A 22389-nucleotide genomic window follows, 5' to 3' on the forward strand; every position below is an offset into this window, starting at 1 on the left:
CAAGGCCTGGACGATCCGCAGTCGCGGCTCGGCAAGCCGGTGCAGACCAACGAGCGCTACAAGATGATCCTCGAGCGCGGGGGCGGCGGTCTGAGCGTGGCGTTGAAGACGACCTGATGGCGGGGACGACTCCGCCCCGATGAGCCTCGGCGAGGTCGGGCACTGCGGGGTCGAAGGTCGCCTCGTCGTAGCTCGGAGGTGCTGTTCAAGGCCGACCTTGCGCTCGGCGCGCTCTCGAGCTCGGTGCCGCAGGTGCGGCAGCGCACCGGCGGTGACCCGTCTTGGCGCGTATCTCGGAGCGGCGAACGCCAGGTGCCGAGCGCGCTCCCTCGCCCAGGATGGCTACGGCGTCGTCGAGGAAGCGCGACGGGCGCCGTGACGCCCGACCGCCGACGTTGCGGGAGGCGGCCCGGCTGATCGGTGACCTGATGGCCTACCCCGACGTAGAACAGCCGCCGCTCCTCCTCGATGGCCTCCGGTCTCCGGCCATCGAGATGGGCGAGGCCGGCAGCCCGCCGCGCAGCAGCCGACCAGGTGGACGACGTCCCACTCGAGGCCCTTGGCCAAGTGCAGGCTGGCCAGCGTGACGCCCTGCACCGTCGGGGCGTGCTTCGACAGCCACGCACGCTCTGCGAGGTCGGCGACCAGCTCGGGCAGCCGGGCCTGCGGGCGCGCAGCGAGGTCGTCGGCCAGCGACGCGAGCGCCTGCAGCGACTCCACCGCTCGCGGGTCGCGCCACCCGCTCGCAGGTGGCTCAGCCTGACCGCGCAGCCCCGCTCAGCACGTCGCGTGCGCACCGCCGAGCGACCGAGCGCTCGCCGCGGTGCTCGGCAGCAGCACCACCGCGTCGCGGACCTCAACGCTCTTGACGAGACTCTCGCCCTCGCGCACCAGGTAGGGCACGTCGGCCTCCGCGCTGCGCACCCAGCAGCCGATCGGACTGGCCGTTGGTCACCAACGTGGCGGATCTCGCTCGGCGGCACGCCGCGTTCGTGCGGGCCTTGATCGCCGAGGCGACCTCGCGCGCCTCGGCCTGGTCCTGCGTGCCGCTCGAGGACGGGCCTCGGACCGGCGTCCCGCTGAGCCTGCAGCTGGACGAGCGAGCGCGGCGACGCGCCTGCGCGCCCTGCGCCGATGACGAGTTGGCAGGGAGACGATCTGCGGGGTGGAGCGGTAGTTGCGCACGAGCGTGACGGTGCCGGTTGCGCCCGGCCAGCGGCTCGTGAACCCCGAGCAGGTGCTCGGGCGTGGCTCCGGTGAAGGAGTAGATCGTCTGGGCCGGTCCACGCCACAGACTGGAGATCCTGCGCGTGTCGCACGAGGTGGAGCAGCCGCTGCTGGACCTCGAGCGACGCCGCGCGGGCTCGTCCACGAGGACATCGCGCCGACGCCGGCCGCCGGATGGTCGAGGTGTCGCGCAGGATCGCCAACGGTGATCCCGGCCATGCTCGATGCCGTCCGCGCCGAGGCGACCCTCGGCGAGATCTGCGACGCGCTGCGCGCCATGGGGGATCTACCGGGAGCCGGCGCGGTTCTGAGGGCGGTCCGGCCCGGTCACGACGGGGCCGCACCCGACGCCTCCCGGCGCCCACGACGCAGGCACCGAGTTTGGTGCCTGCGCGCCGGTCGGGCATGGTGGAAGGGCTGTTCGGCCCGCGAACACCCTGGGTAGACCCCGGAAAGGCCCTGTCGTGCCCCGCACCCCCGCTCGTCTGCTGTCCGTCGCCTGCGCCGCCACCCTGCTGGCTGCGTGCAGCGGCGGTGCGACCAGCCCCAGCACGACGACCAGCCCGAGCACGACGACCAGCCCCAGCACCGCCCCCACCACGGCGGCGCTCAGCGACCAGCAGATCGTCGAGCGCGCGGTGGCCGCGGTGACCACCCCGGCAGCGACCACCCCAGCCACGACCGCAACGCCAGGCGGCGCCGCGAGCAGCGCGACGAGGCCGACGTTCAGCGCGGACTCGGGGGTGCGCCTGCTGGCCCGCTCGACGCCGCTCGGGGGCTACCCGGCGAGCTGGCTCGCGGTCACCCAGCCCCAGGAGGGTGTGCCCGCGCTCGTCGTCGTCACCCAGCCGGCCGCGTCCGCCGCGGCGAAGGCCACCCGGTTGGTGCCGCTGCTCGACGGCGCCCAGGTGCGGGCCTTCCCCTCGCTGTCCAGCGGCACCGCGTTCAGCGCGCCGGCCGGGCTGGCGATCACCCCGGAGGCGCTGGTCACGGCCTACGCGAAGTCTCTCGTGCATCCCTCGCCGAGCCCGCTGCCCAAGACCGTGGCGGCCGACCCGTTCGCCGCCCAAGTGCGGGCGGCCGAGACGCAGCTGGCCGACGGGGTCAAGGGCGCCGGATCGGCGACGTCCACCCAGCGCATCCTGCCGGGCACGACGACGGTGACCCAGGCCGACGGCGGAGCGCTGGTCCTCGCGACGCTGGAGCGCACGACGACGATCACCGTGACCGAGGGAGCCGAGGTGGCCACGCCGGCTGCCTTCCAGGCGGCGAAGGGTCCCAAGACGCTGAAGCACAAGGGGACCTGGGTCACCCAGGAGGCCCTCGCGTTCGAGGTGCCGAAGGGCGCCGGGCAGGCCCACCTGGTCGGTGCCGACGAGCGCACCGTGTCCGCGAGCGGCTCCTGACCGCGACTTCGGCACATCGCGCCAGATAGGAGACAATGAGCCCATGACGTCTCAACCGTTCCCCGGTGCGCCGCTGCGTGGCGCCGTCGATCTCGGCGCGCTGGCTGCGCGCCCGCAGCCCGGAGCCGCCGGGTCCAAGCCCGCCGGCCCCGCTGCCGGTGGCTCGCAGGCCCAGGGCGGCGTGGTGGTCGAGGCGACCGACGCGACCGTCCCCGCGATCATGAACTCCTCCATCTCGGTGCCCGTGGTGCTGCTGCTGTGGTCGGCGTCGCGCCCCGAGACCCGCGCGGTGGTCGACGACTTCTCGGCCGTCGCCAGGGCGGCGGGCGGTCGCTTCCAGCTCGCCACCGTCGACATCGACGCGAATCCCTCTCTGGCGCAAGCCCTTCAGGTGCAGCAGATCCCGATGGCGATCGGCATGCTGCAGGGTCAGCCGGTGCCGCTCTTCGTCGGGCCGCAGCCGCGCGAGGTCATCACTGCCTACGTCGACGAGCTGCTCAAGATCGCCGTCAGCAACGGCATCACCGGCCGCGTGCCGGGTGCCGAGGACGCCGAGGGCAATGGCGCTGAGGTCGAGCCGCCGCTCCCGCCGCTGATCCAGGAGGCCTACGACGCCGTAGACCGTGGCGACCTCGACGGGGCCATCGCCGCCTTCACGAAGGCCCTGGCGGACAACCCCGACGACCGCGAGGCCCAGCTCGGCCTCGCGCAGATGCAGCTGCTGGCCCGCACCCAGGGCGTCGACCTCGCCCAGGCGCGCCAGGCCGCGGCCGAGCGCCCCGACGACGTCGCCGCCCAGACGATGGTGGCCGACCTCGACGTGCTCGGTGGTCACCTGGAGGACGCGTTCACCCGGCTGATCGACTTCGTGCGCACGCACGCGGGCGACGACCGCGACGCAGCGCGCCTGCACCTGATCGGGCTGTTCGACGTCATCGGCAACGACGACCCCCGCGTCAAGAAGGGCCGCACCTCGCTGATGAGCGCCCTGTTCTGACCTGAGCCAGGGCCTCACCCAGCCAGACGCGGCAGTTCCGGTGGCGCGGTCTACGCCTGGTCGGGCAGCGTTCGGACGCTGCGGATCGTGAGGGTGCCGAGGGCAACGATCAGGTAGACCACCCCGCTCACCACCATGAGTCGGTGCGGGTCGACGGCGGACGCGATCAGCCCCCCACGCGAGCTGACCCACGGGCATGGCGACGAAGCTGCCAAGCATGTCGTAGCTGTAGACCCGCGAGAGCGCGGCCTGCGGGACGTGCTGCTGCAGTGCGGTGTCCCAGGCGACCCCGAAGATCGCGGACCCGACACCGGCGAAGAGCGCCGCCGTGGCGACCCAGGGAGCGGTGAGCCCGCCTCCGAGGGCGAGGATCGGCAGCGCGACGCCCGCGACGGCGATCATGCCGGCGAGCAACGGTCGCCGCAGCCTCAGACGCAGCAGCAGGACCGTCCCGACCAGCAGGCCTACGGACTCCACGCTGAGCGCGAGACCCCAGCCGCGCTCGCCGAAGCCGGCGGTGGCCTTGGCGACAACTGGTCCGAGGACGAGCCAGCCTCCGGCGCTGACGGCGTTGAGGATGCCGAAGGCGACGACGATCACCCACACCCAGCGTCGCACGGTGAACTCGGTCCAGCCCGCCCGCAGCTCAGCAGGGGATGATCGGGGCCGGACGCTCTCGCGGCCGGGAGGCGCACCCGAGCCAGGCAGCCGATCGCCAGCACGTAGGTGAGCGCATCGAACGCCAGCGCCCATCCGGCACCGACACCGACGACGAGCAGGGCTGCGATCGTAGGGCCGAGGATTTGCATCCCGGAACGGGTGAAGGACAGCAGCGCGTTGGCCTGTTGCAGCAGCGGCCGGGGCACCAGCTCGGGGACGATCCCCAGCATGGCGGGCATGGTGAAAGCGGTGACGGCGCCGTTGACCGCCTCGAGGACGACCAAGGTGGCGATGCTCGCCGTGTGGGTGAGCAGCAGCAGCAGGCAGCAGGCGCCGGTGCGCGCCGCCAGGACCAGGGCGAGCGCGCCGGGCGAGCCGTCGATCTCGAGCACGCCAAAGGTCAGCGCGACGGTGGCCATCGCGGTCCCGAGCGTCGAGCTGACCCGAGCGCCGTAGAATCAGGCGTAGTCGCGGGACCGCAGCACCTCGGGGATGGCGCCGCGTCGGCCGAGGCGTCCCCTCCAGGTCATTCTGGAGAGGCTAGCGGGGAGGGACTAGCGGCAGGGGCTAGCGCGCAGGCGTCAGCGAGTCGGTGGCGGTGCGAACGAGCAGGATCAGGCTCCGGCGCTGCCGGGGGTGTCAGCGCTGCCGTCGAGGACGCCGCGGATCCGGTCGATCTCGGCCTGCTCGTCGTGGGAGACGCCCTTGGAGGCGCCGGCGACCTCGTTCATCGCGCTCTCGAGCACCTCGCGGTAGCCGCGCTGCAGCTCCGGGTGGGACGCGAGCGCTGCCATCGCGGCCTTGAGGTCGCCGAGGATCTTGGACTCGACCTGCTCGGGCGAGCCGCTCGGCGGCGCCATCAGCCCGCCCTGGAGGAGCTCACGGATCTGCTCGGGCGCCTTGGCCAGGGCCTTGGAGCCGGCCATCGACTCCTTGAAGGTCGCGAAGAAGCCGGGGTCTGCCTTGGAGACCAGGGCGATCGCGCCGAAGGCGCCGCGACGGATGACGTCCTTGTCGGCGTCGCTCAGCTGGGACGGGGTGGCCGGGGTCTGCGTGGGGTCGCTCATGGGCGGGGCATACCCGGTGGCGTGGCGGGGCAGACCCGGGCCACGCCGGGGGCGAGCACGGTGACCTGGGTGAGGTGACCGGCGAGGTCTACGGCGTGCTCGGTCCAGCACAGCCCGGGCGTGGGTGGCACCCCATGGGCGAGGACCTGGTCGAGGTCGGTCAGGCCGGCCTTCACGGCGCACTCCATCCGGCACCAGGTGGAGGTCGACACCCCGGCCGCACGCTCGGACCGAGCCCCGATCCGCTCTACGTCGATGCCGATGGCGGTGGTGCGTCCGGGCGTGACCGCTGCTGCCACGACTCCGTCCGCGTGCGCCCACGAGACGGCGACGTCGGGCCCGCGGACGACCGCCGGGCGGCCGTGCCCCGTGCGTCCGCAGGTCGGGCAGCGCTGCTCGATCTCGATGGCGGCGAGCGCGGCCACGTCCAGCGGAGAGGCCGGGTCAAGGTGGTCGAGCCCCGCGCCGACGGCGAGCCCGCGAACGAGCACCCGGACGAGCAGGTGAGCGGCGAGGTAGTCCCGCCGGTCGTTCGATCGACGCAGCCGGTCGTGGCGCTGCTGCTCGGCCTCGCTGAGCAGCTGGCGCAGCGCGACGGGGTAGGCGGAGCCGCCGGACCACTGCGCCACGAGCGACTCGCTCGACCCGACCGCGGCGACGGTCCGGCCGGAGGTCACGACCCGAGCGCGGCCACGATCCCGGCCACCCCGGTGGGTGCGCCGGCGACGTGCCAGCGGACCGGGCCCACCTGCACGAGGGCCGTGGCGCCGCCCGCGCCCTCGACCAGCGCCTTGCCGGGCAGCCAGTCCCAGTCGGGGCAGGAGTGTTGATACCACACGCCGATCCGGCCGCCGGCCACGGACGCGAGGTCGACCGACGACGAGCCGAGCATGCGCACGGTCGCGACGCGCGAGGTCGCGGCCTTCCACGGCTCGAAGATCTCGGGCCGGGTGAACCGGGTCGGGTGCAGGTAGGTCGCGGCACTGATCTGGTCCAGCGGTCGGTCCTCGATGCGCTCGACCGGCTCGCCGTTGCGCGTGGTCGGCAGCTCGGGGCCACCGAGCCACAGCTCGTCGCTCTGCGGGTGGTAGACCGCGCCGAGGACCACACCGGCTGGTCCGGTGAGGGCAAGCGCGCTGCACCAGTGGGACAGGCCGGAGGCGAAGTTGTAGGTCCCGTCCACCGGGTCGATCACCCAGGTGCGGCCGCTGGCGGGCTCCTTCGCGGTGCCCTCCTCGCCAAGGATCCCGTCGTCCGGGCGAGCGGCCCGCAGCCGGTCCCCGACCAGCCGCTCAGCCGCGTGGTCCGCCGCCGTGACGACGTCGGACACCGACGTCTTGGTGTGCGTCTGCAGGCCCCCGCCGCGCATCTGCAGCGCCAGCGTCCCCGCCTCGCGCACGAGGGTCGCGGCCAGCTCCAGGTCGGTCAGCGTCGAGTCGTCGGCGGCTTCGGCGGCGGCTCCGGCGGCGTCGAAGGGTGCGGCTTCGCTCATGGCTCCAGCCTCTCACGGTGCGCGCGTCGACGACCGAGTCTGCCTAGAGTGGGCAGATGCCGAATCCCCAGGCGGTCGGCACGCAGTGGTTGCTCACGCAGACCGAACGTGCCAACCCGCGCTCGCGGCTGGACGACCAGCACCCGGGCGACCAGGCGTGGTCGACCGGCAACCGCGTCACCCCGCTGGTGCATGGGGCGACCTACTTCGCGGACCTCTACGCGCGACTCGAGGCGACCCGCGAGGGTGACCTCGTGTGGTTCACCGACTGGCGCGGCGACCCCGACGAGCGGCTCACCGACGACCCGGGCTCCGACATCGTGTCCGTGCTGTCGCGGGCCGCCGAGCGCGGTGTCGACGTCCGCGGCCTGGTGTGGCGCTCGCACTGGGACAAGCTGGCGTTCTCCGCCGAGCAGAACCGCCGCATCGGTGAGCAGCTGCAGCAGCACGGCGCCGAGGTGCTCCTCGACATGCGGGTGCGCACCGGTGGCAGCCACCACCAGAAGTTCGTCGTGATCCGACACCGGGACCGGCCGAAGGACGACGTCGCCTACGTCGGTGGCATCGACCTGTGCCACACGCGCCGTGACGACGCGGCCCACGAGGGCGACCCGCAGGCGGTGCCGATGGCCGAGGAGTTCGGCCCCACCCCGGCCTGGCACGACGTCCAGGTAGCCATCTCCGGGCCGGCCGTGCACGACGTCGAGACGGTCTTCCGCGAGCGGTGGGAGGACCCGACCCCGTTGTCCCGCAACGTGTTCCGCATGCTGCGCGATCGACTGCGCGGTGACGACGTGTCGCCCGACCCGCTGCCCGAGCAGGCTCCGCGTCGGGGTGCTCCCTCGCTTCACCGACCAGGGCGGTGCGCTGTCCCGCACCCCGCAGCTGCTGGGGCGGCGTCAGGCCCTGGACGCGATCGCCGCGGCCGCCCCGGATCGGGTCGGCTTCTTCGGCCCCGAGAACCACGCCGGCGACCCGGTCTACGTCCACGCGAAGGTGTGCGTCATGGACGACCGCTGGGCGAGCGTGGGCTCCGACAACTTCAATCGCCGCTCCTGGACCCATGACTCGGAGCTGTCGGCCGTGGTGGTGGACGAGTCGCGGTCGGACTACAACGCCTGGGCGGGGCGGTTGCGGCTCACGCTCGCAGCCGAGCACCTGGATCGCGAGATCGCCCCCGGCACCGACGACGACGGTCTCGCTGAGCTGATGGCCGACTGCCTCACCCCCGAGGGGATGCTCGCGACCTACCGCGCCAGCGCCGAGCGGCTGCAGGCGTGGCACGACGGCGGCCGGCGCGGCACCCGGCCGCCGGGTCGCCTGCGCGAGCAGGCGCCCGTCGACCTGTCGCTGCTGCAGCGGCTCTGGGCCACCCCGATCTACGAGCTGGTGCACGACCCGGACGGTCGTCCGGCGCCGCTGCGACGTCGCCACGAGTTCTGAAGCGGGAATGGATCGCTCGGTGAGCCCGTTGCCGCGTAGGAGAGCCGGGCCGCGCGTCCGGCCGCTGCCACCGCCGTAGACCTCACCGCAGGGAGCCCTCGTGTCCACGCCTTCCGCACCGTCCCAGTCCACCGACCGACTGCCGCTGTCGATCCTCGACCTCGCCACGGTGGGGCACCGCCAGAGCGTCGGCGAGGCCCTCGCCGAGAGCACCACGCTCGCCCAGAAGGCCGACCAGCTGGGCCGGTTCGAGCGGCTGTGGTTCGCGGAGCACCACAACATGGCCAGCATCGCCTCGGCGGCCACGTCGGTCCTGCTCACCCACATCGCGGCGCACACCGAGCGCATCCGGGTGGGCTCGGGCGGCGTCATGCTGCCGAACCACTCGCCGCTGGTGATCGCCGAGCAGTTCGGCACCCTCGCCGAGCTCTATCCCGACCGAATCGACCTCGGCCTCGGGCGCGCGCCCGGCACCGACCAGCGCACCTGGGCGGCGCTGCGCCGCGACCCGCGCGCCTCCGACCGGTTCCCCCAGGACGTCGTGGAGCTGCAGGGCTACCTCGCCGAGGAGACCAAGGTGGAGGGGATCGAGGCGGTGCCCGGCAAGGGGACCAACGTCCCGCTCTACATCCTCGGCTCGTCGCTGTTCGGCGCGAAGCTCGCTGCCGCTCTCGGGCTGCCCTACGCCTTCGCCAGCCACTTCGCCCCCGACGCGCTCAAGCCAGCGGTGCAGGCCTACCGCGCCGAGTTCCGCCCGTCCGAGCAGCTCGAGTCGCCCTACGTGATCGCGGCGCTCAACGTCGTCGCCGCCGACTCCACCGAGGAGGCGAAGGCGTTGCGGGACAAGACGCTTCGCGCCCGCGCCGCGTCCCTGGCGTCCCGACAGCTCCCGCGCGGCCAGGAGCTGACCGACGACCAGCTCGACTTCGTCCTGCACTCGCCGCTCGGCGAGCAGGCGCGGCACATGATGACCTACACCGCCGTCGGTGACGCCGCGGACGTGGCGGACTACCTGCAGTGGTTCCGGGCCGAGTCCGACGCCGACGAGCTGATGTTCACCAACGCCATCCCCGGGATGGACAACCGGCTGCGTGCCCTCGAGATCGTCGCCACGATCGACTGAGCTCAGCCCGGCAGCACCATCGCCAGCACCGGCGCGTCGGCCTGGTCCAGCCAGGGCGGACGCGCCGTGCCGACGACCCGCCACCCGCGCTTCTGATAGATGAGCGGCGCGGGGGAGTAGCCCTGGATGACGTCGAGGCACGGGCCGAGCCCACGCGAGCGGATCTCGTCGACCGCGACGTCGAGCAGCCGCCCGCCGAGCCCGCTGCCCCGCTGGCTCAGGTCCACGAAAAGCGCTGACACAGTGGCGAGCTCGTCGACCGGGCGGTTGTGGCCCTGGACCCACGCCGGAGTCACCTCGTCGTCGAGCATGAGGCAAGCGCTCACGCTGCCCTCGGGGCGCTGGACGCACACGTGCCCGACGGGATGGCCGTCGACCTCGGCGGTCCAGGCCGCGAGCTCCCGGTCGCGGCGGATGAACTGCTCGATGGGGAAGGGCAGCTCGCGGCGATAGGGGTAGTGCGTGAGCGGCTGCTGGGCGAGCAGCACCTCCACCAGCGCGGGGACGTCCTCGTCCCGGCGAGGCCGCAGCACGGCCTCACCGGGACGGTCGGGCTGGGTCACGCGCCGAGCGCGGCCGAGACGACCTCGCGAGCCTCGGACTGCACCTCTGCCAGGTGCTCGGGGCCCTTGAACGACTCGGCGTAGATCTTGTAGACGTCCTCGGTGCCGGACGGGCGCGCCGCGAACCAGGCGTTCTCGGTGACGACCTTGAGGCCACCGATGGGGGCGTCGTTGCCGGGCGCCCGCGTCAGCTTGGCGGTGATCTCCTCGCCGGCCAGGGTGGAGGCCTTGACGTCGTCGGGGGAGAGCGCCGCCAGCTTGGCCTTCTGCTCGCGGTTGGCCGGGGCGTCGACGCGGGCGTAGGCCGGGTCGCCGTGCTTGGCCACGAGGTCGGCGTAGTGCTGGCTCGGGGAGCGGTCGGTCACGGCCTGGATCTCCGAGGCGAGCAGGGCCAGCAGGATGCCGTCCTTGTCGGTGGTCCACACCGACCCGTCCTTGCGCAGGAACGACGCGCCCGCGGACTCCTCGCCGCCGAACGGACCAGAGCCGTCGAGCAGCCCGGGCACGAACCACTTGAACCCGACCGGCACCTCGACGAGGCGGCGGCCGAGGTCGGCGGCGACGCGGTCGATCATCGAGCTCGACACGAGCGTCTTGCCGACGAAGCCGTCCTCGCGCCAGCCTGGACGGGCCCCGCTGAAGAGGTACTGGATCGCGACCGACAGGTAGTGGTTGGGGTTCATCAGCCCGGCGTCGGGGGTGACGATGCCGTGCCGGTCGGAGTCGGCGTCGTTGCCCGTGGCGATCTGGTACTTGTCCTTCTGGGCGATCAGGCTGGCCATGGCCGACGGCGACGAGCAGTCCATCCGGATCTTGCCGTCCCAGTCGAGCGTCATGAACCGCCAGGTGGGGTCCACCAGCGGGTTGACGACGGTGAGGTCCAGGCCGTGCGTCTCGGCGATGGCGCCCCAGTACTCGACCGCAGCACCACCGAGCGGGTCGGCGCCGATCCGGACGCCGGCGGCCTTGATCGCCTCGACGTCGATGACGTTGGGCAGGTCACGGACGTAGGTGCCCATGAAGTCGTAGGGCTTGCAGGCGGCGCGAGCCCGGGCGAACGGGATGCGCTTGACGCCCTCGAGACCGGCCTTGATGTAGTCGTTGGCCTTGTTGGCGATCCACTTCGTGGCGTCGGTGTCGGCCGGGCCACCGTGCGGCGGGTTGTACTTGAAACCACCGTCGGTGGGCGGGTTGTGCGAGGGCGTCACCACGATGCCGTCCGCGAGCCCGATGTGCGCGGGGAGGTCGTCGACGCCGCCGATCTTGCCCTTGTTGGCCGTCAGGATGGCGTGCGAGACCGCCGGGGTCGGCGTGTAGCCGTCGTGGTCGTCGACCAGGGTGATCACGTCGTTGGCGACGAGCACCTCGATGGCGCTGGCCCAGGCCGGCTCGGAGAGGCCGTGCGTGTCCCGGCCGATGAACAGCGGCCCGTCGAAGCCCTGCTGGGTGCGGTAGTCGACGATCGCCTGCGTCGTGGCGACGATGTGGTCCTCGTTGAACGCGGTCTTCAGACTGCTGCCGCGGTGCCCGGACGTGCCGAAGGCGACCTGCTGGTCGATGTTGTCGGGGTCCGGCTTGCCGGTGTAGTACGACGTGATCAGGTGGGCGACGTCGACCAGGTCCTGAGGTTGGGCGAGCTGCCCTGCGCGTTCGTGGGTCATGACCCCATCCTCCCAGCGCGTCGCTCGTCTGGCGACCCGGGTCGCGCTCGAGTGGACGGCTCGAGTGGACGGCTCGAGTGGACGGCTCGAGTGGACGGCTCGGGTGGACGGCTCGGCGCTGGGAGGTGGGGGCACGGTCTACAGCAGGGTGCAGGTGGAGATCGCCGGGAGCCCGAGGAAGCGCGCCTCGAACCAGCCGGGGACGGCCGCGACGTGCGGTGCGATGCCGCCGACGTGACCGGGGGCGAGGTTGGCCTGGAAGCTGACCGTCGCGCCCTTGGCGCACCAGTCCTTGGCGAGCTGCTTGCCGACGGCGAAGGGGATGACGTCGTCGAGCATCGAGTGGGTGAGCAGGGCCGGCATGGCGGGCTTGCGCTGACCGATCCGGTTGTCCGCCAGGACCGACTTCATCGGCTCGCTGTCGAACAGCGAGGACAACGGCTTGCCGTCGTGGGTCAGCACGCTGGAGGAGACGAACGAGGAGTCGAATAGGTCTGTGACACAGGCACCTTCGACCTTCTTCAAGGTCTCGACGCCCTGTGCGCTGAGGGTCTGGGCGGGGTCGATGTGGTAGGCCGCGTTGAGGCCGGCGGTCGCGTAGAACCCGAACGCCGAGTAGAGCGTGCCGTCGACCACCCGCGACACGGCCGCGAGGTCGGCGGGGACCGCGCCGGCGGCGACGCCCTTCACCTGCAGCTCGGGGGCATAGGTGGAGGCGAGCTCGGCCGCGGCGGCCGCTGCGCCACCGCCCTGGGAGTAGCCGGTGATCCCGACGGGGCTCTCGGGCGTGGTGTCGGAGAAGCCCGCGCCCTCGGTCGCGCGCACGGCATCGAGCACCGCCTGGCCTTGCGCCGCGCGGGTCATGTAGGTGTGGGTGCCCGGTGTGCCGAGACCCTGGTAGTCCGTGATGGCGAGCGTGTAGCCACGGGCGAGCAGGCCTGCCATCAGGGCGGATTCGTACTCGGTGTTCTCCGCGAACTGCCGGGACGGCGCGCAGCGGTCGCCCATGCCCTGGGTGCCGACGGCGTAGCCGATGACCGGCCGCCGCGTCGTGCCGACGTAGGGCGCGCGGGGCTGCACGACCAGACCGGTGACGGCGATCGGGTGACCCTCGCGGTCGCGCGAGGAGTACATGATCCGGCGCGCGTCGTAGAACGTGGCCGTCACCCCGAGCGGGTCGAGGACCTGGGTGGCGGGCTCCTGACGGATCACCGTGCCCGGGATGCTCGGGATCGTCGCCGGCGGCTCGTAGAACGCGGGGCGCGTGGCCTCGGCGACGCCCGTCAGCGTGGTGGCCCCGGCGGTGCCAGGGATGGCGTGCTCGTCGGCGTGGGCGGTGCCGGCGGCAGCGACCAGGCCGGCGGCAGTGAGGCCTGCGGCGAGGGCGAGCGAGGTGTGCCGCGGCGTTCGTCGGGAGGAACGTCGGGACGCGCGCCGGGAGGAGGTGGGCAGGAGCGAAGACAGCTGTCGGGACATCGGTGGCCTTGCAGGACTGCAGGGCTGGGACGTCCGAAGGTTACCGACCGGTAGGGCAGGGCGCGCGAGATGAAACGCTGCGACTCATCCGGGTGCGTTGCTAGCCCCGAGCCACGAAGTCCTCTCCCACGCGGTTGAGGAAGCCGACGACGTGCACCGCGACGCCCCAGTCCCTCGACGCCACCCACGACTGCCACCTGTGGTCCAGAAGTGGAACGGTCACGACCACGAGCCGTGCATAGGTCGTCGTCATCGTCAGGTGCGCATCCTTGAGGGACGAAAAGGTCACGGGCATGCCCCAGGTCAGCGACCTGGAGCATGCCCGTCGGACACAGCCTCGACCGTGGTGTCTACCGCTGGTCAGGCGTGGCGGACCCCGTCGTTGCAGACGTCGTCGTTGCCGACGTCTCGGTCTCGTCCGTGTCCGCGGCGACCGAGCCCTCGGGCTCGAACCACACGGTCGCGAGCGGGGGCACGACGATCTCGGCCGAGTAGGGCAGGCCGTGCCAGGGGATCTCCTCGGCGACGATCCGGCCCATGTTGCCGACGCCCGAGCCGTTCCAGGCCTCGGCGTCGGTGTTGAGGATCTCGTTCCAGACGCCCGGCCGGGGCAGGCCGATGCGGTACTGGTAGTGCGGGCCGCCGGAGAAGTTGGACACCACCGCGACGACCGGGCGCTCGTCCTGCTGCGCCTCGCCGTGCAGCGCCGGATCCGTGACCGAGGTCTCGGTGCCCGAGGTACCGGCGCTCGTGGCGACGGCCCGGGTCTCCGGCGCCTTGCCGTAGCGCAGGAACGAGAAGGTGTTGCCCTGCGCGTCGTTGGCGTCGATCCAGGCGAAGCCCTCCGGCGAGGTGTCGAGCTGCCACAGCGCCGGCCGGGAGGCGTAGAGGTGGTTCATCGATTTCAGCATCTGGTGCACGTCCAGGTGCCACGGCTGGTCGAGCAGCCACCAGTCGAGCGACTGCGCGTCGGCCCACTCGGCCTCCTGCGCGAACTCCTGGCCCATGAAGAGCAGCTGCTTGCCGGGGTGGCTCCACATGAACCCGAGGTACGCGCGCAGGTTGGCCAGCTGCTGCCACCGGTCTCCGGGCATCTTGCGCAGCAGCGACCCCTTGCCGTAGACGACCTCGTCGTGCGAGATCGGCAGCACGAAGTTCTCGCTCCACGCGTAGACCAGGGAGAAGGTCATCTCGTGGTGGTGGTATTGCTTGTGGATCGGCTCGTGCTCGACGTAGGCGAGGGTGTCGTGCATCCAGCCCATGTTCCACTTGAAGCCGAAACCGAGACCGCCGAGGTGGGTCGGACGCGTGACGCCGGGCCAGGAGGTGGACTCCTCGGCGATCATCAGCACACCCGGGTGCTTCTTGTAGACCGTGGCGTTGGTCTCCTGGAGGAACTGCACCGCCTCGAGGTGCTCGCGGCCGCCGAACTGGTTGGGCGTCCACTCGCCGTCCTTGCGCGAGTAGTCGAGGTAGAGCATCGAGGCGACCGCGTCGACGCGCAGCCCGTCGATGTGGAACTCCTCGAACCAGTAGAGCGCGTTGGCGACGAGGAAGTTGCGCACCTGCGGACGACCGAAGTCGAACACGTGGGTGCCCCAGTCGGGCTGGTCGCCGCGGCGGGGGTCCGGGTGCTCGTAGAGCGCCTGGCCGTCGAAGCGGGCGAGCGCGAAGGCGTCCTTGGGGAAGTGCGCCGGGACCCAGTCGACGAGCACGCCGATGCCGGCCTTGTGCAGCTCGTCGACGAGGTAGCGGAACTCGTCGGGGGAGCCGAACCGCGAGGTCGGGGCGTAGTAGCCGGTGACCTGGTAGCCCCACGAGGGGGCGTAGGGGTGCTCGGCGACCGGCATGAACTCGACGTGCGTGAAGCCGAGGTCCTTGACGTAGTTGACCAGCTGGTCGGCGAGCTCGGTGTAGGACAGCCCCATCCGCCACGAGCCGAGGTGCACCTCGTAGATGCTCATCGGCTCCTGGTGCGGCTGCGACTGCTCGCGCCGGGCGACCCAGTCGGCGTCGCGCCACTCGTAGCTGGAGACGTCGACGACCGACGCGGTGGCGGGCGGGATCTCGGTGGCGCGGGCCAGCGGGTCGGCCTTGGCGCGCCACTGGCCGTCGTGGCCGAGGATCTCGTACTTGTAGCGCGCACCGGCCTCGACGCCGGGGACGAACAGCTCCCACACGCCGGAGATGCCCATGGAGCGCATCGGGTGGGACTGGGAGTCCCAGGCGTTGAAGTCGCCGGCGACCCGGATCGCCTCGGCGTTGGGCGCCCACACGGCGAACGCAGTGCCGCGGGTCTTGCCGAGCGGCCCGTCGTACTCGATGACGTGCGAGCCGAGGACGGTCCACAGCTGCTCGTGGCGGCCCTCGGAGATCAGGTGCAGGTCGATCTCGCCCAGGGTCGGCAGGAACCGGTAGGGGTCGTCGATGGTGTGGACGAAACCGTCGCCCCAGTCGACGAGCACGCGGTAGTCGGGGACCTCGGTGCCGGGGACGACCGCGACCCACACGCCCTCGTGCTCGTGGGTGAACGGCGTCTCGCCGGCCTCGGTCTGCAGGGTCACGCTCTTGGCGCGCGGCTTGAAGGTGCGCACGGTCACCGAGCCGTCGGCGACGCGCGGCCCGAGCACCTCGTGCGGGTTGTGGTGGTGGCCGTGCACCAGCCGGTTGATCTGGTCGGTGTGGACCGGGATGGGAGCGGCCGACCGTGGCGTCGTCGTGGGAGCGGGGGTCGTGCTGGCCTCCGCGACCGGGGGTGTCTTGTCCTTCGTCACAGTGGCATCTTCTTTCGGGGAGTTCACGAGCCGCTCGATGGCGTTCGTGGGGATGGAGATCCACGAGGGCCGGTTGCGCGCCTCGTAGACCACTTCGTAGAGAGCCTTGTCGAGCTCGAGGGCCCGCAGCACGGCGGGCTCGGTGCGCGGGTCGGCGCCCGTCGCGGACGTGTAGCCGTCGAGGAACGCCTCGCGGCAGGCGGTCGCCCAGTGCGCCGCGGAGCTGCCGGGGTGGGTCTGCTCGTGCTGACCGGCGGCGTAGTCGAAGGACCGCAGCATGCCGGCGACGTCGCGCAGCGCGAGGTCGGGGGCGTTGCGCTCGACGAGCGGGCGCAGCGGCTCGCCCTCGAAGTCGAGCAGCACCCAGCCGCGACCGGGCACGTCGAGCACCTGGCCCAGGTGGTAGTCGCCGTGGATGCGCTGCAGCACCGGCCAGGGCGCGGCCACGACCTCGTCGAGGATCGCCGCGATCTCGGCCTCCTGCTCGCGCAGCGCCGGCACCTCGGTGGCGGCCTGCTCGTAGCGTCGGCGCATGCTGTCGGCGAGCGCGGAACGGTCTACGGAGGTGGCGGTGGCCGTGGGCAGGACCTGCGCGAGAGTGCGGTGCACCTCGCCGGTCGCCTCGCCGAGGGCCCGCGACCGGTCGCTGAAGTCGTGGTCGGTGTCGATCGCCGCGAGCGCGACGCGCCAGGCGTCCTGGGTGCCGGGGAAAAACTCCTGGGCGAACGCGAGGTGGCCGGTCATCGGCACCGAGTCGCTCGTCCAGGTGCCCTCGAGCGCGCCGACGGGGCGGGGCACCAGGGTGGAGCCCGCCTCGGCGAGCGCGGTCTGCACGGTGACGTCCGGGTTCCACCCGGGGTGCAGGGCGCGAAACACCTTGATGATCAACGGTTTCGACACGCCGTCGGGGTCCTGGGTGTCGAAGATGATCGAGGTGTTGGACTGCTCGCCGGACAGCACCTTGGAGGACATCACGACGAAGTCGCGCACGCGGGAGGCCCCGGACGCAGGGCGGCCGAAGACGTGCGTGTCGACCACCCCGCGGGTGGGCTCGGAGTGCACGTCCTCCTCGACGATCGTGCGCAGCAGCTCGGCGGTGTAGGCCGGGTCGTGCGGACCGTCGTAGACGTAGCGCGTGCCGAGCGTGGAGTGCTCCATCGTGCCGATGAGCGCGCGCTCCGCCCCGGCCAGCGGGGTGCCGCGGTAGGTCACCGGGATCTGGTAGAGCACGGACGGCTCGGCGGCCGTGTCGGCGAACAGGTGGGTCTCGATGCCCACCACGTCGTCGGCGTCGGCGAAGCGGTAGCTGCCGACGCGCACGAGGGACGGGGTGTGTCCCTTGCCGAGGTACCAGCGCTGGGCGGGGAGCCACTCGCTGATGAGGTCGATCTTGGACGGGGTGAGGGTGGCGTCCTCGATCACGGAGGGCTTGGCCACGTCACGCCTCCTTTCGACGGGTGGTCTGCTTGGCCGGTGCGGGAGCGGCCGGCTCCGTGGCCTTCTTGGCGGCGGCGCGGCGGCGCGGGAAGTCCCCGCCCTCGGGCAGCGACAGGCGCAGCCAGTAGAAGCTGCGCGAGCCGAGGGTGATGGCCAGGTGCCCGTCCTCGCTGACCGACTCGAAGCCCTGGCCGCCGAACAGGTCGGAGACCACGGCGCCGGCGAACCGGCGCGGCAGCGTGATCGTCGCGCCCTGCGGACGCGGCGAGAGGTTGTTGACGCACAGCACGACCTCGGGGGTCTCGTCGTCGACGGCGTCCTCGCTGCGCAGCTCGCGCACGAAGGCGAGCACCGCCTCGTTGGCCGAGTCGACGACCTCGAAGGTGCCCATACCCATCACCGGGTGCTGCTTGCGCACGGCGAGCATGCCGCGCGTCCAGTGCAGCAGCGAGCCCGAGCTGGACATCTGCGCCTCGACGTTCACGTTGTTGTAGTGGTAGACGAGGCTGGTGATGGTCGGCAGGTAGAGCTTGCCGGGGTCCGCGCTGGAGAAGCCCGCGTTGCGGTCCGGGGTCCACTGCATGGGCGTGCGGACCGCGTCGCGGTCGTTCAGCCAGATGTTGTCGCCCATGCCGATCTCGTCGCCGTAGTAGAGGCACGGCGAGCCGGGCAGCGACAGCACCAGGGCGTTGATGAGCTCGAGCTCGGCGCGGCTGTTGTCGAGCAGCGGCGCGAGCCGGCGGCGGATGCCGATGTTGGCGCGCATGCGGCGGTCGGGGGCGTACCAGCCGTACATCGCGGCCCGCTCCTCGCTGTCGACCATCTCGAGCGTCAGCTCGTCGTGGTTGCGCAAGAAGGTGCCCCACTGCCCGCCCTTGGGGATGTCCGGCGTCTCGGCGAGCACGCGGGCGATGGGCGCCGCCTTGCCCTCGCGCAGCGCGTAGTAGATGCGCGGCATGACGGGGAAGTGGAAGCACATCTGGCACTCGGGGTCCTCGTCGGTGCCGAAGTAGTCGACGACCTCGTGCGGCATCTGGTTGGCCTCGGCCAGCAGGATCCGGCCCGGGTACTCGGTGTCGACCATCCGGCGCAGCGCGGCGAGGAACTGGTGGGTCTTGGGGTGGTTCTCGCCGTTGTGCCCCTCCTCCTCGAACAGGTAGGGCACGGCGTCCAGGCGGAAGCCGTCGATGCCCATGTCCATCCAGAACCGGACGATGTCGAACATCTCCTCCTGGACCCGCGGGTTCTCGAAGTTGAGGTCCGGCTGGTGGGAGAAGAAGCGGTGCCAGAAGAACTGGCGCCGGATCGGGTCGAAGGTCCAGTTGGACACCTCGGTGTCGACGAAGATGATGCGCGCGTCGCCGTACTTGGTGTCGTCGTCGCTCCACACGTAGTAGTCGCCGTAGGGGCCGTCGGGGTTCTCCCGCGACGCCTTGAACCACTCGTGCTGGTCGCTCGTGTGATTCATCACGAAGTCGGTGATGATCCGGATCCCGCGGGCGTGCGCCTGAGCGACGAGCTCCTTGAACTCCGGCAGGGTGCCGAACTCGGGCAGCACCGCGCGGTAGTCGGCGATGTCGTAGCCGCCGTCGCGCAGCGGCGAGGCGTAGAACGGCGGCAGCCAGAGGCAGTCGACGCCGAGCCACTGCAGGTAGTCGAGCTTGGAGATGAGTCCGGTGAAGTCCCCGGCGCCCGATCCGTTGGAGTCCGCGAAGCCGCGCACGAGGACCTCGTAGAACACCGCCTTGCGGAACCACTGCGCGTCGTGCCGCAGACCGGGCTGGTTGAGTGACAGGCCTTGCACTGGGTCAGAACCTCCGGAGCTCGATGATGTGGACCGGCTCGGTGTCCTTGCCGAGCCGGACGAAGTTGTGGGCACCCCAGTGCCAGGAGTCCCCGGTGATCAGGTCGTGGGCGACGAAGCCCTCGTGCCACTCGAGGCCGAGCGCCGGCAGGTCCAGGTGGACCCACGTCTCGCGGGTGGCGTGCGGGTCGAGGTTGGCCACGACGATGACGACGTCCTCGCGCCCCTCCCCGGTCTTGACCGCCTTCGAGTAGCACATGACGTTCTCGTCGTCCACGTGGTGGAACGTGATGTTGCGCAGCCAGTGCAGCGCCGGGTGATCGCGACGAATCTCGTTGAGCCGCTTGAGATAACCGTGCAGCGACTGGCCCTCCTTGTGCCCGCCCGGCTCGTAGTCCATCCAGCGGCGGTCCTTGAACTCGTACTTCTCGTTGTCGATCTGCTCCTCGGCGCCGGGGCGCGCGACGTGCTCTACGAGCTCATAACCGGTGTAGATCCCGTAGGTCGGCACGATGGTCGCGGCGACCGCGGCCCGCAGCTTCCAGGCGGTCGGCCCGCCGTACTGCATGTAGGGGGTGAGGATGTCGTGCGTCGTCGGCCAGAACGACGGGCGCATGTAGGCGGCCGCGTCGCCGGCGAGCTCGCTGACGTACTCCTCGAGCTCCCACTTCTGGTTGCGCCAGGCGTAGTAGGTGTAGGACTGCTGGAAGCCGATCTTGCCGAGCGTGTGCATCATCGCCGGCTTGGTGAACGCCTCGGCCAGCCAGATGATGTCGGGTCGCTCCGTCGCCACGTCCTGGATCAGCCACTGCCAGAACTCGACCGGCTTGGTGTGCGGGTTGTCGACCCGGAACAGCGTGACGCCGTGGTCGATCCACACCTGGATGACCCGCCGCACCTCGGCGTAGATGCCCGCCGGGTCGTTGTCGAAATTGACCGGGTAGATGTCCTGGTACTTCTTGGGCGGGTTCTCGGCGTAGGCGATCGAGCCGTCGGCGCGCGTCGTGAACCACTCGGGGTGGGAGGTCACCCAGGGGTGGTCGGGGGAGCACTGCAGCGCGATGTCGAGGCAGACCTCCATGCCGAGCTCCTTGGCGCGGGCGACGAAGGCGTCGAAGTCCTCGAACGTGCCGAGGTCGGGGTGGATGGCGTCGTGCCCGCCGTCGGCCGAGCCGATGGCGTAGGGCGAGCCCGGGTCGAGCGGCCCGGCGTTGAGGGTGTTGTTGGGACCCTTGCGGTTGGTGCGCCCGATGGGGTGGATCGGGGTGAGGTAGACGACGTCGAAGCCCATGTCGGCGATCGCCGGCAGCCGGTCCATCGCGGTGCGCAGCGTGCCGCTGCGCCACACGCCGGTGTCGGGGTCGCGGTAGGCGCCCTCCGAGCGCGGGAACATCTCGTACCACGCGCCGGTCAGGGCGAGCTTGCGCTCCACGAGCCAGGACTGGGCGGGCGACGGGCTGACCATGTCGCGCAGCGGGCGGCGCGCCAGCTCCTCCTCGACGGCCGGCGAGATGCCGGCACCGAGGCGGATCAGCGGGGGCCGCTGCACCTCGCGCAGGCCCCAGATGGCGTCGTGCAGCACGCGCGCCTGCTCGGGCGTGCGCTCGACCTCGTCGAGGGCGCGCTGCAGGACGCGGGCGCCCTCCTCGAGCATCAGCTCGGTGTCGACCCCGGCCTCGACCTTGATGACGGCGTCGTGGTGCCAGGTGCCGTAGGGGTCGGACCAGCCCTCGACACTGTAGCTCCACAGGCCCTCGCGGTCGGCGGAGATCTCGGCCGACCACAGGTTGAGGCCGGGCTCGACGCAGGTCATCGGGACGTGCGTGACGCCGCCGTCGGGGTCGTGCAGCGCGACGCTCGCGTTGACCGCGTCGTGGCCCTCGCGGAAGACGGTGGCCCACACGGTGAACGTCTCGCCCACGACGGACTTCGCGGGGCGGCGACCGCAGTCGACGGTCGGGAAGACGTCCTCGACCGGGATCCGCCCGATGGGCAGCTGCGGCGGGACGGAGACCGGGACACCGGGGTCGGTCGTGTCGTCGGCGTGCTCTTCGGCCTGCTCGTCGACCTCGATCGTCGCGTCCGCCGGGAGGGCGTCGGCGAGGGTGGAGGCGTGGTCGACGGGTTGGTCGTCGACGAGGTAGGGGTCGGCCGGAGCCAGCGTGTCCGCAGGCTCCGGCCGGTCGTTGCCGGGGGTCTCGGGCGTGGGGGAGGGGTGCTTCGGGGTCACCCGCTCACGCTACCGAAGATGAGCCCAGGTGTGACCCCCGAGAGGGTCCTCGCCCGTCTCCGGCGCGGTCTGTCCCACGCAGCGAGACCCGCCGGTCAGCGCACGTAGATCGCGTCGCCCACCGGACGCTCCCCGGTGGCGTCGGAGGGGTGCGTGACGAGGGTGCCGTCGAGCACCATCGCCGTCGACCGTGACCAGCATCGTGCGCCCGGCGGCGTCCTCACCCGCGAAGGTGCGCGGGTTGCGCTGCAGCACCCAGCCGTAGTCGAAGCTCGGGTTGGTGGTCTGGTTCATCCCGTCGGCCTTCTGGGTGATGTGGATGCGACCGTCGCGCATCAGCTGCGGCCCGCCGTTGATGACGGAGGTGCCGGGTCGCAGCAGCGAGCGGTGACCGTGGCCGGGCGCGGTCAGCCGCGCGTCGACGCGCGCCCGCGACCCGACCGGCAGCGCCGCCAGCGTGGCCGCGGCGGCCGATGACCACCTCGGTGCCGGCACCCTGGGGTGTCGTAGCGCCGAAGGCGGGGGTGAACGCGACCAGCTCGTCCGAGTCGGTGCAGGTGACGTCGTGCAGCGGCAGGGACGTCGGGCGGTCGGTCGCGTCCCCGCCACAGTTGCGGATCAGGCCGGGCACCCGGTTGTAGCCGTCGAGCGTGAGAGTGCTTGTGCGCGTGCGGAGCTCGCCGGTCCAGCTCGGGCGCACGATCGTGGTGCGCCGGGCCCGCTCGTCGAGCACCAGCACCGGCCGGCCCGCGACCGGCTCGGACTCGAAGACGCCGTCGTAGGCGGCGGCACCGGCCGGGTCCCCCTCGGCACCGGCGGCCGGGTCCATGACGAAGAAGCCGGCGTTGATGGCCACGTCGGCGCGCGTGAAGGCGGCCAGCGCGGTGGTGGTCTCGCGCCGCTCGAGGTCGGGGCCGTAGGTGCCACCGAGGATCCCCTTGAACGTGCGCGGGTCGATCGTGACGACGTTGACCGTCCACGGGCCGCCCGACGGGTTGCCCCCGTCCCACCCGGAGTACCACGAACGGC

At 71.7% G+C, this 22389-nt stretch carries 21 protein-coding genes; 5 read left to right on the forward strand and 16 right to left on the reverse strand.

Translation table 11 applies throughout. The features are described from left to right. Window positions 1-342: 342 nt before the first annotated feature. Window positions 343-720 carry a 3'-5' exonuclease gene (locus MM440_RS17640; protein ID WP_420914165.1) on the reverse strand — a complete coding sequence of 126 codons (378 nt, stop codon included), beginning with the start codon at window positions 718-720 and terminating at the stop codon, window positions 343-345. A 57-nt stretch (window positions 721-777) separates the two neighbouring features. After that, a complete protein-coding gene (locus MM440_RS13420; protein ID WP_241444870.1) occupies window positions 778-924 on the reverse strand; it encodes a hypothetical protein in 147 nt (48 codons plus the stop codon). A gap of 767 nt (window positions 925-1691) precedes the next feature. On the opposite strand from MM440_RS13420, the gene MM440_RS13425 reads away from it, so the two are divergent. Both MM440_RS13425 and MM440_RS13430 read left to right on the forward strand, forming a co-directional pair. Continuing rightward, window positions 1692-2633, forward strand: coding sequence for a hypothetical protein (locus MM440_RS13425; RefSeq protein ID WP_241444872.1), 942 nt, complete (start codon window positions 1692-1694; stop codon window positions 2631-2633). A 43-nt stretch (window positions 2634-2676) separates the two neighbouring features. Further along, complete coding sequence (locus MM440_RS13430; RefSeq protein WP_241444874.1) at window positions 2677-3630, forward strand: tetratricopeptide repeat protein; 954 nt, start codon at window positions 2677-2679, stop codon at window positions 3628-3630. A 50-nt stretch (window positions 3631-3680) separates the two neighbouring features. Here MM440_RS13430 and MM440_RS13435 read toward each other — a convergent pair whose 3' ends face one another. From MM440_RS13435 to MM440_RS13455, 5 genes are all read right to left on the reverse strand, one after another. Continuing rightward, window positions 3681-3845, reverse strand: a complete 165-nt coding sequence (locus tag MM440_RS13435; protein ID WP_241444876.1) for a hypothetical protein — start codon at window positions 3843-3845, stop codon at window positions 3681-3683. Between the two features lie 381 nt (window positions 3846-4226). Beyond that, a complete protein-coding gene (locus MM440_RS13440; protein WP_241444877.1) occupies window positions 4227-4709 on the reverse strand; it encodes an MFS transporter in 483 nt (160 codons plus the stop codon). 195 nt (window positions 4710-4904) lie between these two features. After that, entirely contained in the window at window positions 4905-5357 is a 453-nt protein-coding gene (locus MM440_RS13445) for a hypothetical protein (protein ID WP_241444878.1), read from the reverse strand. Beyond that, a complete protein-coding gene (locus MM440_RS13450; RefSeq protein WP_241444879.1) occupies window positions 5354-6034 on the reverse strand; it encodes a 4'-phosphopantetheinyl transferase family protein in 681 nt (226 codons plus the stop codon). The genes MM440_RS13445 and MM440_RS13450 overlap by 4 nt, the downstream gene beginning before the upstream one ends. Then, the gene (locus tag MM440_RS13455) at window positions 6031-6849 is read right to left on the reverse strand and encodes an inositol monophosphatase family protein (protein WP_241444880.1); all 819 of its coding nucleotides are present in this window, start codon (window positions 6847-6849) and stop codon (window positions 6031-6033) included. Before MM440_RS13455 ends, MM440_RS13450 begins: the two co-directional genes overlap by 4 nt. Window positions 6850-6905: 56 nt before the next feature. Here MM440_RS13455 and MM440_RS13460 point away from each other — a divergent pair, with 56 nt between their 5' ends. The 3 genes from MM440_RS13460 to MM440_RS13470 all read left to right on the forward strand — a co-directional run bounded on the left by MM440_RS13460 (window position 6906) and on the right by MM440_RS13470 (window position 9415). After that, the gene (locus tag MM440_RS13460) at window positions 6906-7916 is read left to right on the forward strand and encodes a phospholipase D-like domain-containing protein (protein WP_241444881.1); all 1011 of its coding nucleotides are present in this window, start codon (window positions 6906-6908) and stop codon (window positions 7914-7916) included. Next, window positions 7855-8292 carry a hypothetical protein gene (locus tag MM440_RS13465; RefSeq protein ID WP_241444882.1) on the forward strand — a complete coding sequence of 146 codons (438 nt, stop codon included), beginning with the start codon at window positions 7855-7857 and terminating at the stop codon, window positions 8290-8292. The genes MM440_RS13460 and MM440_RS13465 overlap by 62 nt, the downstream gene beginning before the upstream one ends. A gap of 100 nt (window positions 8293-8392) precedes the next feature. After that, complete coding sequence (locus tag MM440_RS13470; protein ID WP_241444883.1) at window positions 8393-9415, forward strand: LLM class flavin-dependent oxidoreductase; 1023 nt, start codon at window positions 8393-8395, stop codon at window positions 9413-9415. A 2-nt stretch (window positions 9416-9417) separates the two neighbouring features. Here the strand turns inward: MM440_RS13470 and MM440_RS13475 are convergent, their stop codons facing one another. The 9 genes from MM440_RS13475 to MM440_RS13515 all read right to left on the reverse strand — a co-directional run bounded on the left by MM440_RS13475 (window position 9418) and on the right by MM440_RS13515 (window position 22216). After that, on the reverse strand, window positions 9418-9978 hold the full coding sequence (locus MM440_RS13475) for a GNAT family N-acetyltransferase (RefSeq protein WP_241444885.1): 561 nt from the start codon (window positions 9976-9978) through the stop codon (window positions 9418-9420). Continuing rightward, window positions 9975-11639: a phosphoglucomutase (alpha-D-glucose-1,6-bisphosphate-dependent) gene (pgm, locus tag MM440_RS13480; protein WP_241444887.1), complete on the reverse strand. Its 1665-nt coding sequence runs from the start codon at window positions 11637-11639 to the stop codon at window positions 9975-9977. Before pgm ends, MM440_RS13475 begins: the two co-directional genes overlap by 4 nt. 138 nt (window positions 11640-11777) lie before the next feature. Next, entirely contained in the window at window positions 11778-13115 is a 1338-nt protein-coding gene (locus tag MM440_RS13485) for a lipase family protein (protein ID WP_241444889.1), read from the reverse strand. Between the two features lie 100 nt (window positions 13116-13215). Further along, window positions 13216-13368 carry a hypothetical protein gene (locus tag MM440_RS13490; RefSeq protein WP_241444891.1) on the reverse strand — a complete coding sequence of 51 codons (153 nt, stop codon included), beginning with the start codon at window positions 13366-13368 and terminating at the stop codon, window positions 13216-13218. A gap of 97 nt (window positions 13369-13465) precedes the next feature. Beyond that, window positions 13466-17326, reverse strand: a complete 3861-nt coding sequence (glgB, locus tag MM440_RS13495; RefSeq protein WP_241444892.1) for a 1,4-alpha-glucan branching protein GlgB — start codon at window positions 17324-17326, stop codon at window positions 13466-13468. Between the two features lies 1 nt (window position 17327). After that, window positions 17328-19130, reverse strand: coding sequence for a maltose alpha-D-glucosyltransferase (gene treS, locus MM440_RS13500; protein ID WP_241444893.1), 1803 nt, complete (start codon window positions 19128-19130; stop codon window positions 17328-17330). Between the two features lie 4 nt (window positions 19131-19134). Further along, entirely contained in the window at window positions 19135-21204 is a 2070-nt protein-coding gene (locus tag MM440_RS13505; RefSeq protein ID WP_420914166.1) for an alpha-1,4-glucan--maltose-1-phosphate maltosyltransferase, read from the reverse strand. 165 nt (window positions 21205-21369) lie between these two features. Beyond that, on the reverse strand, window positions 21370-21696 hold the full coding sequence (locus MM440_RS17645) for a phosphodiester glycosidase family protein (RefSeq protein WP_420914167.1): 327 nt from the start codon (window positions 21694-21696) through the stop codon (window positions 21370-21372). Continuing rightward, on the reverse strand, window positions 21581-22216 hold the full coding sequence (locus MM440_RS13515; RefSeq protein WP_241444895.1) for a hypothetical protein: 636 nt from the start codon (window positions 22214-22216) through the stop codon (window positions 21581-21583). Before MM440_RS13515 ends, MM440_RS17645 begins: the two co-directional genes overlap by 116 nt. Between the last annotated feature and the right edge of the window lie 173 nt (window positions 22217-22389).

Origin of the sequence: Arsenicicoccus piscis (genome assembly GCF_022568835.1) — a bacterium.
Lineage (GTDB): Bacteria > Actinomycetota > Actinomycetes > Actinomycetales > Dermatophilaceae > Arsenicicoccus > Arsenicicoccus piscis.